Origin of the sequence: Vibrio sp. VGrn 2, from assembly GCF_009361695.1 — a bacterium.
Classification (GTDB): Bacteria; Pseudomonadota; Gammaproteobacteria; order Enterobacterales; family Vibrionaceae; genus Vibrio; species Vibrio diabolicus.
Map to the genome: position 1 here is coordinate 1 of NZ_RBWD01000032.1, position 11,653 is coordinate 11,653.

Genomic DNA, 11,653 nt, shown 5'->3' on the forward strand with positions numbered 1-11,653 from the left:
GCAACTAACAAGCTGTTTAAGAGTGATTCGCAACGCGTGGCATTTTTACCATGCGTTGGATTAAGTGATTAAGGTGGTATGCGGAGGCATCGGTATTGCGTCGCTCACACCTTAACAGGGCGTTATAACACAAAATCAGCCTATTGCTCAAAATGGCTAGTTGAACTATTATTTGTACATTAAATTGTACTGTTAGGAGTTCAACATGAGCCGTATCCATTTTGATCAAGATATTCAGCCTTTGTCTGAATTTCGTGCTGGCGTGACGTCATTTATCAAACAGATTAACGAAACTCGCAGACCGCTAGTAATTACACAACGTGGTAAAGGTGTTGCGGTTGTCCTTGATGTTGCAGAATATGAAGCAATGCAAGAGAAGATCGAGTTACTAGAAGAAATGCGTACTGCTGAAGCACAGTTAGCTTCCGGCTTAGGTGTTTCCAATGAAGACGCTCGTACTCAAGTGTTGGGGCGTCTTAAGAAATGAAAGTAGTTTGGTCACCATTAGCATTACAAAAGTTAGGTGATGCAGCCGAGTTTATTTCACTAGATAATCCAGTAGCGGCAGAAAACTGGGTCAATGAAGTCTTCGACAAAACCGACCTTCTCTCAAGTATGCCTGAGATGGGGCGAATGGTTCCTGAGCTACCTCATACCAATTATCGCGAAATCTTGTTTGGTCACTATCGAATCATATATAGCCTCAGTCATGAAATTCGTGTTCTTACGGTACGAAATTGTCGTCAGATATTAACGGAAAGTGACGTGTAGCAATTGTGTTATAACAAAGCGTTTAAGACAGATTCCCAACGCATGGCATTTTCATTCCATCGTTGGGTTTTGTGTTTAAGGTGGTATGGTTATGTTTCGTGGTGGCGTTGCTCACTACTTAACGCGGCGTTATGTGCTTTTGAGGAAAATTGACATGGAAGTAGTAGAAGCGAGTCCAGATTTAGCTCCAATATTAGCAAGTTACGCGAAAGAATGTTTGGAGTCGGGTATCCCTAAATATTCTGGCGTTGAGCAAGATCCTGAAGCTTATTTATCCGGTTTGGTTGAACGTTCTAAGGCAACTTCTGAGTTACCAAACGGTTATTTACCCAGCACAACTTATTATTGCGTATCTAACTTCGAAATCTTAGGCGCTATTCGAGTTCGTAAAGGTACTAATGCCAACGTAGAAAATGCCATTGGGCATGTTGGCTACGAAACTAGACCGTCAGTTCGTGGTAAAGGTGTAGCCTCATTTCTGCTCGCTTGGGTGCGAGACCATATAGTCACTGACTCAGTTATTGTTACTTGTTCAATTGACAATCCAGCGTCCCAAAAGGTTATTGAAAACTGTGGCGGTGAGTATCTTGGCAACTACACAAGTGAAACCGAGGGCACTGTAAGGCGCTACCGCTTAGCACGCACATAACAAAGCGTTCAAGAGGGATTCTCAACGCTTGGCAGTTTTGGTTCTAAGTTTGGCTTTTGTGATTATGGCACAATGGTTTAGGTCAGGTGGTGGCGTTGTTCACCCCTTAACGCGGCGTTATGTGCTTTGGTGGAAATGAATATGGAAATCACAATCAGGCGTATCGAAACAGAAAGCATTGAGGACAAAGGTATATTCGAGGCTTTGTTTAGAGAATACCTATCTGAACTCTCAGTTGAGCTAGATCTCGCAGTAATTGCTCAGCTATTTTCATTGCCTTATTTCCACGGATTTATCAGTTTTGTCGACGATAAGTCCGCCGGTTTTGCGGTTTGCTTTGAATCGTTCTCGACTTATCGTGCGCAAAGAGTGATGAATATCCATGACTTTATGGTGTCGGACAATTTTCGCAGTAAAGGTGTTGGCAAGGTGCAGATGAATGGTATCGAACAGTATTGTCGTGATAATGATTACCTCAAAATCACATTAGAGGTCGGTGGTGATAATGTTGCAGCTAAAAAGCTCTACAGTTCATTGGACTACGAAGATTACAGAGTCGCTTTGAAAGGGCAGCAACATTGGAAAAAGTACCTCAATTAGCACGCACATAACAAACTGTTCAAGAGGGATTCGCAACGCGTGGCATTTTCACAATGCGTTGGTTTTAGTGTTTAAGGAGGTGTGCAGCAGCTTCGGTATTGCGTTGCTCACCCCTTAACAGGGCGTTAGGCAATAGAGGTTATTTTAGAATATGCACGTACTATCTGAATCTAATACCGGTTTGAAGGTTTCAGGAACAGTTTTTAATCTACTTAGAGATGCCTATGACAAAAGGCAGCATGCGAGAGCTAAATCTTTTTTCCGTTGCGTAGAACTTCGTTATGAGTACATGACTCCAGAACAGAAACATGAGTTAAATCATGTACTCAATAGCAAAGAAGGTCATGATTTATTAGCTAGTTACGTCGATGTCATAACTCAAACGTCTAGTGATAGAGTAAGAATGGCTATCGCGTTAATATATTGTAATGATCCAGACTTTCAACTCAATCAACAGCAAATCAAGCGTTTTGTTTCTGCATGTACAGGTATGAATGATGAGTTATTAGATTTCTTTCTTTTTGCTGTTGCTATCAAGCCAATGAGAATATCTTCTCCTTATAATATTTGCAGTATTACTGAAGGGCAGACACCTTACAGTTATGAGCTTGATGGTGAGTTGGTCTACTTATATACAAATGAACTTATTTCTCGTGGCTTATTACTGCCCGACACTTTATCAATGATCCCTGGTAATAATGATTCGTGGTCAGTGCGTTATGGTGTATCTCCATATTCAGTCATGGTTGAGCGTTTGTTTAATAAGGCGCATGAACTGTTAGCAATTGCCTAACAAAGCATTTAAGACGGATTCTCAACGCTTGGCGATTTCAGCCTAGGTCAGCTTCAGTGCTAAATGTGGCAAGGTTTAAGCTTGGGTGGTCGCGTTGTTCACCACTTAATGCGGCGTTATGCGCTCGCAGAAATGGAGATAATCAATCATGGAAGATTTAGCTAATTCGTTAAGAAGTTCTGGCCTAAAAGTCAAAATTAAAAAAGGAAAAATTGCAGTTCGGCTTGACGGGCTTTCAAATCCGGTTTCGATAATAAAAGATATACCTGATGATGAGTATAAAGTGAAAACTAATGATTCGATTCTATCGATAATTGCCTGTCTTTTGCTATTTATTGGTCTGTCAGGTATTTATGAGTTTAGTGGTAATGCTTTGATAAATATTGCACTTATCTCCGTTTCTATATTGTCTTTTGTTACAGTGTTACTTACAGAGTTTAAGCTGACTAAATTACGCGCTACTGTAGTTGCGTTCAATCGTGGAGAACGCGCATAACAAATTGTTCAAGAGTGATTCGGCACGCGTGGCATTTTTACTATGCGTTGGTTTTAGTGGTTAATGTGGTATGCGGAGACTTAGGTATTGCGTGCCTCACACCTTAACAAGGCGTTATGTGAACAAAACTGAGATTGATGTCGAGTTTATGAAAATATGATGCTCGACAGTTTCTGAACTGGAACAAATACTATTTCAAATTATAAGCTTGGAGCGTCAGCATTGTGAGGTTTGTTTTAGTTGCACTAAAACTGAACCATTTCATTTACTTATATTTCGAGCACTTTATCGACGGTGTAATGAGTAACCCTAGCGAAGTAGGTCAAGCTCCTGGGTATGGGATGGTTTACTCATTGTTGCTCTTTCCTTTCCAGTTTTTCCTAGAGCTAGTATTAATTGTAGCTTTGCTGTACCAAACTTTAGTAGTTCGTCAATGGAAAGGGAGCATATGGTACTGGTCTCCTTTTTTATTAACGTTGCTTCTGATCCTAGATATTGGATACTGAGTTTGCATGTTCACATAACAAATTGTTCAAGAGGGATTCGCAACGCGTGGCATTTTTACTATGCGTTGGTGTTAGTGATTAGGGTAGTATGCGGCAACTTCGGTATTGCGTTGCTCACCCCTTAACAAGGCGTTATGAGCTAAAGGGTAATTAGGAGAATAGTTCTGTTGATCAGTGTGGCTGTTTTTTGTGTCATTGTGGGTTTCTACTTTTGGTATGGAGAAAGTGATACGTCGGTAAAGGAAGCCGGTATTGCAATGCTTGCCTATATTGCGTATACGATTTTGTATTTGTTTGTTCCGCCTTTCCCTTTGGGCACGTCATCACAAATGGGGCAATTATACGGTTTTGTGCCACTGTTATCTTTTGGGGCCATTTTATTTCCTCATTTCAATACACAATCACCGGAAACAATAACACGAACAATCGGTTGGGTTGGCCTTATCACAGTTGCGCTTATCCTCGTTTGTTTCAAACTTTTTGTCTGGTAAGTAGGCAACGTAAGTACGCTCATAACAAACTGTTTAAGAGGGATTCGCAACGCGTGGCATTTTCACTATGCGTTGGTTTTAGTGTTTAAGGCGGCATGCGGCGGCATCAGTATTGCGTTGCTCACCCCTTAACAGGGCGTTATGTGCCTAGCGAGTAAATAATGAATATTGATGAAATAATTCAAAATATCCTACAATTAGATTCACCAATAACGATAGGTATAGAAGGTGCATCAGGTTCCGGAAAAACGACATTAGGTCGTGAGCTTGCATCTCGCCTTAGTATCGAGTTTGTAGATCTAGACTCATTCGTTATTAGCAGCGATGAACCAGTCCCTTATATTACGCAGATTGATATGGAATCATTACAAGCGAGGGTGACTGAGCTTTTAGAAAGTAACCGTACGTTTATCATACTTGGTATATGCTTGCGTGATGTGTTGGCGATGATTTCCGCTACTGTTGGGATTTGCATTTATGTAAAGAAAGTGTCGTCTATGAGTTTATGGCACTATGGATTTGATATTGAGTCATATGCGTCTGGATCGGACCCCTCAGGTATTTACGACTTCGAACCCTATAAAAGTGATATGAAATATCACCAAAATGTTCAGCCTCATATGAACTCAGAATTAGTTTATGAGTATGTTGCAGACTAGGCACATAACAATCTGTTTAAGAGTGATTCGCAACGCGTGGCATTTTTACTATGCGTTGTGTTTAGTGTTTAAAGTGGTATGCGGGAGCATCGGTATTGCGTTGCTCACACCTTAACAGGGCGTTAGTTTGCAAGAGGAAAAACGCAGCTATATCGCAAGACCTAGTGGTAAAAGTTCAAAGTTTAAGTTGTCGTATTGGCTTTCAATTTTAGTGTTAACTAGCGTGGTGAAAATCCAAAATTGGCATCGTTTCAACGGTTGATTTGTTCTTTGGTGTGGTGACTTTGGGGTTAACTGGGTCGCAGTTTTTTGCTGAAACTAACTCGTTGAGTTTGTTGGTACAAAAGCTGATTTACTCGCTGAAATGGCGTTTTCTCTGGTGTAGTAAGTTCATGTGGTTTCAGTGGCTTTGTTGAAAGTCCGCATTGTGAGATTGGTTTTCCAAAAGCGCTTTTTGGTGTTGTTAGTTCGTTTTCTGCGGCGTTGTTTGTTCCACGTGGTTTCATTGAGTAGCCGCTTTGAGACTACGCCTGACTTAAGTGCACCAAAACACATAAAGTTTATTGTTTGCAAAGTTTAAAATAACTTAAAATCAACGCTTTGGGTTTGCAAACTAACAAACTGCTCAAGAGGGATTCGCAACGCGTGGCATTTTTACTATGCGTTGATTTTTGTGATTAAGGTGGTTTGCGGCGGCATTGGTATTGCGTTGCTCACCCCTTAGCAGGGCGTTATGAGCTAAAGGGTAATTAGGAGAATAGTTCTGTTGATCAGTGTGGCTGTTTTTTGTGTCATTGTGGGTTTCTACTTTTGGTATGGAGAAAGTGATACGTCGGTAAAGGAAGCCGGTATTGCAATGCTTGCCTATATTGCGTATACGATTTTGTATTTGTTTGTTCCGCCTTTCCCTTTGGGCACGTCATCACAAATGGGGCAATTATACGGTTTTGTGCCACTGTTATCTTTTGGGGCCATTTTATTTCCTCATTTCAATACACAATCACCGGAAACAATAACACGAACAATCGGTTGGGTTGGCCTTATCACAGTTGCGCTTATCCTCGTTTGTTTCAAACTTTTTGTCTGGTAAGTAGGCAACGTAAGTACGCTCATAACAAACTGTTTAAGAGGGATTCGCAACGCGTGGCATTTTCACTATGCGTTGGTTTTAGTGTTTAAGGCGGCATGCGGCGGCATCAGTATTGCGTTGCTCACCCCTTAACAGGGCGTTATATGCTTTGGGTGAAAATGTACGATTTATGGAGCTTTCATGATTGAATCTTTGTTGAAATATGAGCCACTAATATCTGCGTTCATGCCGTTATTAGTGATAATTTTAACGGGTATTTGGGTTAATAAACGCCTTGAAAAGATAAAGAGTCGACTTCAACTTGATCACTCGATCATCGAAAAACGTGCTGAAATTTATGCATCAGTGCAAGATGATATTAATACTATATATTCATACATACTTAGGGTTGGTGAATGGAAGTCGAATACTCCTAGTGACATCTTAGAATGCAAACGGAATGTCGACAAAACTTTCCACTCAACAAAGCCTTATTGGTCGAAAGAGGCCTTCAAAGCTTACGAGCATTTTATAGAAGTATGTTTTAAGGCATATCGTGGCCATGGGAAAGACGCAGGAATTATTGCAAAAGTTGAACGCTATCAAACGCTTGATAACTGGCAACCAAGTTATTCGTGCTCTTTTGAAAACGGCTATGATAAAGAAAAACTTATGGCTGCTAATCAGTCATTAATGACCGCATTATCTAAAGATTTTGGTATAAGTTAGCACGCATATAACAAACGCTTTAAGACGGATTCGCAACGCTCGGCGGTTTTGGTTTGAATTAGCTTGTGTGTTTACGGTGTAATGGTTGAGTGTTGTGGTAATGTTGCTCACCACTTAAGCGGGCGTTATGCGAACACGGAGTAAATTGATGCAACGATATCCTAAAATAGTACAGCCATCAGGCTCTAATATGTGTGGAGCATACAGCTTAGTGGGGGCGTTAAGTACCCTTGGATGTTTTGATTCATTCGAGCCTGTTGTGCTAAATAAGCTAGATCTGAAAAGTCTGACATTTACTGAAAAATCGATCCGCATACAGCAAGAGCATAACTTAGACACTATTGCAAAACTCGTCTATGAAGTTACAGGTATCATTCCTGAAACTGCACAGCATACTTTCGCAAATGTTAGGAATGGATTGAACTCAATTGTTGCGATGGCTTATGTCGCCGAGAAATTTGGTTTTTCCACATCTGTAATCGTGAAAGATATGGACACTTTCCAGACATTGTCTAGTTTCTACCCTCAGGAACTTGAGCTTGCCGAAGCACAAAATCTTAAAATTGAGCTGGGCTTAAGTATGCAGGGTTCTTCGACAGTATTACTGCCAACTATTGTGCATAATACAGGTGAGAAGCACAGTGTAGCTTTGAGTGAACAAGGCTTGTTTGACCCAGCTGACGGTTCGGTTCGAGAAGTACCACCTTTGTCAGTTTGGGGTAACTGGTTAGGTGTAGCTTTAAAAGTGGAGAAATTCGCATAACAAAGCATTTAAGAGTGATTCGCAACGCTTGGCAGTTTCGCTTCGCTCAAGTATAGCCAAGCGTCGCTCACACCTTAATGCGGCGTTAGCACCCAGAGGAGAAAAATAATCATGGAAGAAATTAGGCTTGTTCCTATAGGAAAAGTTGAATCAACCAGAAGTGAGATGATTGACGATAATTGGGATAAAGAAAACGCCTCTATAGTTATTGATGCTGCGTTCGGGGCGGAAGCTCTTATCGGACTTTCTGATTTTTCTCATGTTGAAGTGACTTTTTATTTCAACAAAGTTGATAAGTCAAAGATCACAACGGGTGCAAGGCATCCAAGAAATAACACTGATTGGCCGAAAGTTGGTATTTTTGCCCAAAGAGGTAAAAACCGACCGAACCGTTTAGGTTCTACAATTTGTGAAGTCATTGCTGTTTGTGGGAATGTGCTACAAGTTAGAGGATTGGATGCAATAGACGGTACGCCAGTGGTAGACATTAAGCCAGTAATGGGTGAATTCTTACCAAGAACAACCGTCGAGCAGCCCGAGTGGTCAAAAGAAATTATGTCAAATTACTGGTAGTCAGAGTGCTAACAAACTGTTTAAGAGTGATTCGCAACGCACGGCATTTTTACTATGCGTTACTTTTAGTGTTTAAGGTGGCATGCAGCAGCTTTTGTATTGCGTTGCTCACACCTTAACAGGGCGTTAGCCGTCATGGAGCTTGCTATACTCAAAGTGATAGAATAGTATCACTTTAATATTCCTTTGGAGCAGCTCTCATGAAAGTAGAACTAGTTACATCACTTAAACGTCAAGCAACTAAGATCCTCGCCGATCTCCACGACACCAAAGAACCCGTGTTAATTACTGAGCATGGTAAGCCATCTGCGTATTTAGTTGATGTTGATGATTACGAATTTATGCAAAATCGTTTAGCTATTCTTGAGGGTATTGCACGAGGTGAGCGTGCATTAGCCGACGGTAAAATGGTAAGTCATGATGAAGCCAAGGATAAAATGTCAAAATGGCTGAAGTAATCTGGACTGAACCTGCGTTATCTGACCTTAATGATATCGCTGAATACATTGCTCTTGAAAATATCGTAGCTGCAAAACAGTTAGTACAAACGATCTTCTCCAAAGTCGAACGCCTACAAACTTTCCCAGAGTCAGGTCGTATTCCACCCGAACTCGAGCATTTAAATTATCGTGAAGTTGTCGTTAACCCATGTCGTGTTTTCTATAAACAAGACGGTGACAAAGTTTTTATTCTGTTTGTTATGCGTGCAGAGAGAGACTTGCGTAAGTTCTTGTTGGGTAAGCAATAACCTTTGAGAATGAGCGGCTAACAAACTGTTTAAGAGTGATTCGCAACGCGTGGCATTTTTACTATGCGTTGCGTTTAGTGTTTGAGGTGGTATGCGGGAGCTTCGGTATAGCGTTGCTCACACCTTAACAGGGCGTTAGTTTGCAAGAGGAAAAACGCAGCTATATCGCAACATCTAGTGGTAAAAGCTCAAAGTTGAAATTGTCGTATTGGCGTTCAATTTCAGTGTTAACTAGCGTGGTGAAAATTCAAAATTAGCATCGTTTCAACGGTTGATTTGTTTTTTGGTGTGGCGACTTTTGGGTTACCTGAGTCGAACTTTTTTGCTGAAACTCTGCTCGTTAAGTTTGTTGGTACAAAAGCCGATTTAGTCGCTGAGATGGCATTTTCTCTGGTGTGGTAAGTTCATGTGGTTTCAGTGGCTTTGTTGCAAGTCCGCATTGTGAGATTGGTTTTCCAAAAGCGCTTTTTGGTGTTGTTAGTTCGTTTTCTGCGGCGTTGTTTGTTCCACGTGGTTTCATTGAGTCGCCGCTTTGAGACTGCGCCTGGCTTAAGTGCATCAAAATACATAAAGTTTATTGTTTGCAGAGTTTAAAATAACGTAAAATCAACGCTTTGGGTTTGCAAACTAACAAACTGCTCAAGAGGGATTCGCAACGCGTGGCATTTTTACTATGCGTTGAATTTAGTGATTAAGGTGGTATGCGGCGGCTTCGGTATTGCGTTGCTCACCCCTTAGCAGGGCGTTAGCAGTAAGATTAAAGTGAGGAAATGATGGAAGCATCCGAGGTAGCCAGCTTCTTAAGTGATTTGGTCAAACCTGGTTCGGCAATACTGGGGCTAATAATAATCATTCAGTTTTTGCATACGGTCTTAGACTCAAGCCGGGTGTATAAAATTAAACAGCTTGAGCTACTGCAGAGTTGCATGAAAGATCGAGACAGCATTGGAAGCATTTATGTTGTCGAAAAGCTACTCGAACATACTTACAAAGTTCATATTCCATATGCCGAAGCTATGGTGATAATGGAACACTCCAAAAGGCAAGAGTTGTTCAATCTATATAAAGCCTCATATAAATATTTAGACTTTAGTCACCGTAGCTTTTCACTGCCCCCCAAATTTGATTCGAAAAGAGCTGTATGTGTTGAAAAGTACAAGCGTCAATTGATAAACGCTTTTAAGTATTACACGTCTGCATTCTTCGGTGGTATTTCATTGGTTATGGCTCTAAATCTATTATCTGATGGGTTGTTAAAAGTACAGTTTATTACTTACAACATTGTTTATTTTGCTGGCTTCATCTTAATTAGTTCCATTTTGTTTAAAGTTGCTTTCAACGCTCTCATGGACCCATCTAACATTAAGCTTGCTAAGAAGTTTAAGGATTGCTTTGATAGCGAAAAAACAGCTAATAAGAACAGTTTAGGCGTACTATCATACTGCTAACAAACTGTTCAAGAGTGATTCGCAACGCGTGGCATTTTTACCATGCGTTGGTTTTAGTGATTAAGGTGGTTTACGGCGACTCTTGTATTGCGTTGCTCACACCTTAACAGGGCGTTATGTATCCTAGTGCCCCAGTATAAAAAGGAAATATTTTGAACTTTGATAAAAAACAAGTAAGGACTAAGTTAAATAATTTAATCCTAAGCTTCCGAAAGATAGAACGTTGGCTTTTTAAGAGCTTTGAGAGTGTTGTAGGCAAGACTGAAGACCACACATCAAAAAACTTATATGTAATTTTCTTTTTTGGTTTAGTCGTTTCTGTATCTCTTTTTCTATTGAACATAGTTTTGAGGGTTTTTACAGATTGGAAGCTCGGAGAATTTGGGGATTTTTTTGGTGGTGTTTTGAATCCAATTTTAACGTTTCTCATGTTCATAGGTTTAATCATAACTATCATTGTGCAAAAAACAGAATTAGCATTAGCCCGAAACGAGTTTAATCGGACTGCTAATGCGCTAGTGGAGCAAAGTGAGTCATCAAAAACACAATCGATTGAAACCACGTTTTTTAATCTGTTGAAAATTCATTTAGACTCGATCGAATCACTGAAATTTAACAATTCCGCTCTTTGCTGTATTATTAACGAAAAAAATGACTCGTCCTCAGGAAGAGCAGTGTTCTCATCTATTTTAAAATGGATGGATAAAGATGACCCCAATACAACTTATAGCTCTTTTCAAGAGACTGAAAATCACATTGTCGGCCATTACTTTAGAGGCTTATATCAGATATTAAGTTTTATTGACAGTTGTGAATTAACTGATTCAGAGAAAGAAAAATATTCTAGAATTGTTAGAGCGCAACTATCTACTGATGAACTTGCTGTTTTGTATTTTAACTGCATTTGCGAAAAAGTTGACTCAGGGCAATTTCGTCGTTTACTGATTAAATTTAAAATTCTGGAACATTTAAAAATTAGTAAAGAGAGCTGGCAAGAACATTTTATGATCTCGAGTCAAGTCATGTATACCTGTAAAGAAGATTTGCTAAAGTATATTGTTTTTGGCGAAGATCAAAAAGTTGAGCTGAGTGCTTTTGGTGATAACGCTGTAGCTCAAGCGGAATTATATACATAACAAACTGTTTAAGAGTGATTCGCAACGCGTGGCATTTTTGCTATGCGTTGCGTTTAGTGTTTAAGGTGGCATGCGGTAGCATCGGTATTGCGTTACTCACACCTTAACAGGGCGTTAGTCGCCAGAAAAAGCTAGCAATCAAAATCATGTTTCTGACCTAAAAATTTGGCAGTAGTCTATTTGGTACACAGATCTATCGGCAATGGTCAAAACTCAGTTTTA

At 40.2% G+C, this 11,653-nt stretch carries 16 protein-coding genes; all 16 read left to right on the forward strand.

Translation table 11 applies throughout. From position 1 onward, the window contains the following. Positions 1 to 205 precede the first annotated feature (205 nt). The 16 genes from D8S93_RS24305 (at position 206) to D8S93_RS24435 (ending at position 11,431) form a co-directional block, all read left to right on the forward strand. Complete coding sequence (locus tag D8S93_RS24305; RefSeq protein WP_152816117.1) at positions 206 to 487, forward strand: type II toxin-antitoxin system Phd/YefM family antitoxin; 282 nt, start codon at positions 206 to 208, stop codon at positions 485 to 487. Further along, positions 484 to 771, forward strand: a complete 288-nt coding sequence (locus D8S93_RS24310; protein WP_017046277.1) for a type II toxin-antitoxin system RelE/ParE family toxin — start codon at positions 484 to 486, stop codon at positions 769 to 771. Before D8S93_RS24305 ends, D8S93_RS24310 begins: the two co-directional genes overlap by 4 nt. Positions 772 to 925: 154 nt before the next feature. After that, positions 926 to 1,420 carry a GNAT family N-acetyltransferase gene (locus tag D8S93_RS24315; protein ID WP_140243600.1) on the forward strand — a complete coding sequence of 165 codons (495 nt, stop codon included), beginning with the start codon at positions 926 to 928 and terminating at the stop codon, positions 1,418 to 1,420. Between the two features lie 141 nt (positions 1,421 to 1,561). Continuing rightward, positions 1,562 to 2,020 carry a GNAT family N-acetyltransferase gene (locus D8S93_RS24320; protein WP_152816120.1) on the forward strand — a complete coding sequence of 153 codons (459 nt, stop codon included), beginning with the start codon at positions 1,562 to 1,564 and terminating at the stop codon, positions 2,018 to 2,020. Between the two features lie 151 nt (positions 2,021 to 2,171). Further along, positions 2,172 to 2,813: a hypothetical protein gene (locus D8S93_RS24330; protein ID WP_152816123.1), complete on the forward strand. Its 642-nt coding sequence runs from the start codon at positions 2,172 to 2,174 to the stop codon at positions 2,811 to 2,813. Positions 2,814 to 2,961: 148 nt separating this feature from the next. Next, the gene (locus tag D8S93_RS24335; protein ID WP_031781294.1) at positions 2,962 to 3,309 is read left to right on the forward strand and encodes a hypothetical protein; all 348 of its coding nucleotides are present in this window, start codon (positions 2,962 to 2,964) and stop codon (positions 3,307 to 3,309) included. Between the two features lie 682 nt (positions 3,310 to 3,991). Further along, on the forward strand, positions 3,992 to 4,306 hold the full coding sequence (locus D8S93_RS24350; RefSeq protein WP_230818582.1) for a hypothetical protein: 315 nt from the start codon (positions 3,992 to 3,994) through the stop codon (positions 4,304 to 4,306). A gap of 161 nt (positions 4,307 to 4,467) precedes the next feature. After that, positions 4,468 to 4,965: a shikimate kinase gene (locus D8S93_RS24360; RefSeq protein ID WP_140093292.1), complete on the forward strand. Its 498-nt coding sequence runs from the start codon at positions 4,468 to 4,470 to the stop codon at positions 4,963 to 4,965. A 775-nt stretch (positions 4,966 to 5,740) separates the two neighbouring features. Further along, positions 5,741 to 6,055, forward strand: coding sequence for a hypothetical protein (locus D8S93_RS24375; RefSeq protein ID WP_230818582.1), 315 nt, complete (start codon positions 5,741 to 5,743; stop codon positions 6,053 to 6,055). 180 nt (positions 6,056 to 6,235) lie between these two features. After that, positions 6,236 to 6,763 (forward strand): hypothetical protein, encoded by a 528-nt coding sequence (locus D8S93_RS24385; protein WP_152816128.1) that lies wholly within the window; start codon positions 6,236 to 6,238, stop codon positions 6,761 to 6,763. Between the two features lie 148 nt (positions 6,764 to 6,911). Further along, positions 6,912 to 7,526, forward strand: coding sequence for a hypothetical protein (locus D8S93_RS24390; protein WP_152816131.1), 615 nt, complete (start codon positions 6,912 to 6,914; stop codon positions 7,524 to 7,526). A 111-nt stretch (positions 7,527 to 7,637) separates the two neighbouring features. Continuing rightward, positions 7,638 to 8,099 carry an SAM-dependent methyltransferase gene (locus D8S93_RS24395; RefSeq protein ID WP_152816134.1) on the forward strand — a complete coding sequence of 154 codons (462 nt, stop codon included), beginning with the start codon at positions 7,638 to 7,640 and terminating at the stop codon, positions 8,097 to 8,099. Between the two features lie 200 nt (positions 8,100 to 8,299). After that, positions 8,300 to 8,557: a type II toxin-antitoxin system Phd/YefM family antitoxin gene (locus tag D8S93_RS24405; protein WP_015296907.1), complete on the forward strand. Its 258-nt coding sequence runs from the start codon at positions 8,300 to 8,302 to the stop codon at positions 8,555 to 8,557. Then, positions 8,545 to 8,847 carry a type II toxin-antitoxin system RelE/ParE family toxin gene (locus D8S93_RS24410; protein ID WP_094868107.1) on the forward strand — a complete coding sequence of 101 codons (303 nt, stop codon included), beginning with the start codon at positions 8,545 to 8,547 and terminating at the stop codon, positions 8,845 to 8,847. Before D8S93_RS24405 ends, D8S93_RS24410 begins: the two co-directional genes overlap by 13 nt. Positions 8,848 to 9,617: 770 nt before the next feature. Next, the gene (locus D8S93_RS24425) at positions 9,618 to 10,295 is read left to right on the forward strand and encodes a hypothetical protein (RefSeq protein WP_152816135.1); all 678 of its coding nucleotides are present in this window, start codon (positions 9,618 to 9,620) and stop codon (positions 10,293 to 10,295) included. Between the two features lie 152 nt (positions 10,296 to 10,447). Next, positions 10,448 to 11,431, forward strand: a complete 984-nt coding sequence (locus D8S93_RS24435) for a putative phage abortive infection protein (RefSeq protein WP_152816138.1) — start codon at positions 10,448 to 10,450, stop codon at positions 11,429 to 11,431. Positions 11,432 to 11,653: the final 222 nt, after the last annotated feature.

Excerpts from the sequence above, each read along its gene's own strand:
- D8S93_RS24305 (WP_152816117.1), top strand. The coding sequence starts at position 206 with ATGAGCCGTATCCATTTTGATCAAGATATTCAGCCTTTGTCTGAATTT.
- D8S93_RS24310 (WP_017046277.1), top strand. The coding sequence starts at position 484 with ATGAAAGTAGTTTGGTCACCATTAGCATTACAAAAGTTAGGTGATGCA.
- D8S93_RS24315 (WP_140243600.1), top strand. The coding sequence starts at position 926 with ATGGAAGTAGTAGAAGCGAGTCCAGATTTAGCTCCAATATTAGCAAGT.
- D8S93_RS24320 (WP_152816120.1), top strand. The coding sequence starts at position 1,562 with ATGGAAATCACAATCAGGCGTATCGAAACAGAAAGCATTGAGGACAAA.
- D8S93_RS24330 (WP_152816123.1), top strand. The coding sequence starts at position 2,172 with ATGCACGTACTATCTGAATCTAATACCGGTTTGAAGGTTTCAGGAACA.
- D8S93_RS24335 (WP_031781294.1), top strand. The coding sequence starts at position 2,962 with ATGGAAGATTTAGCTAATTCGTTAAGAAGTTCTGGCCTAAAAGTCAAA.
- D8S93_RS24360 (WP_140093292.1), top strand. The coding sequence starts at position 4,468 with ATGAATATTGATGAAATAATTCAAAATATCCTACAATTAGATTCACCA.
- D8S93_RS24385 (WP_152816128.1), top strand. The coding sequence starts at position 6,236 with ATGATTGAATCTTTGTTGAAATATGAGCCACTAATATCTGCGTTCATG.
- D8S93_RS24390 (WP_152816131.1), top strand. The coding sequence starts at position 6,912 with ATGCAACGATATCCTAAAATAGTACAGCCATCAGGCTCTAATATGTGT.
- D8S93_RS24395 (WP_152816134.1), top strand. The coding sequence starts at position 7,638 with ATGGAAGAAATTAGGCTTGTTCCTATAGGAAAAGTTGAATCAACCAGA.
- D8S93_RS24405 (WP_015296907.1), top strand. The coding sequence starts at position 8,300 with ATGAAAGTAGAACTAGTTACATCACTTAAACGTCAAGCAACTAAGATC.
- D8S93_RS24410 (WP_094868107.1), top strand. The coding sequence starts at position 8,545 with ATGGCTGAAGTAATCTGGACTGAACCTGCGTTATCTGACCTTAATGAT.
- D8S93_RS24425 (WP_152816135.1), top strand. The coding sequence starts at position 9,618 with ATGATGGAAGCATCCGAGGTAGCCAGCTTCTTAAGTGATTTGGTCAAA.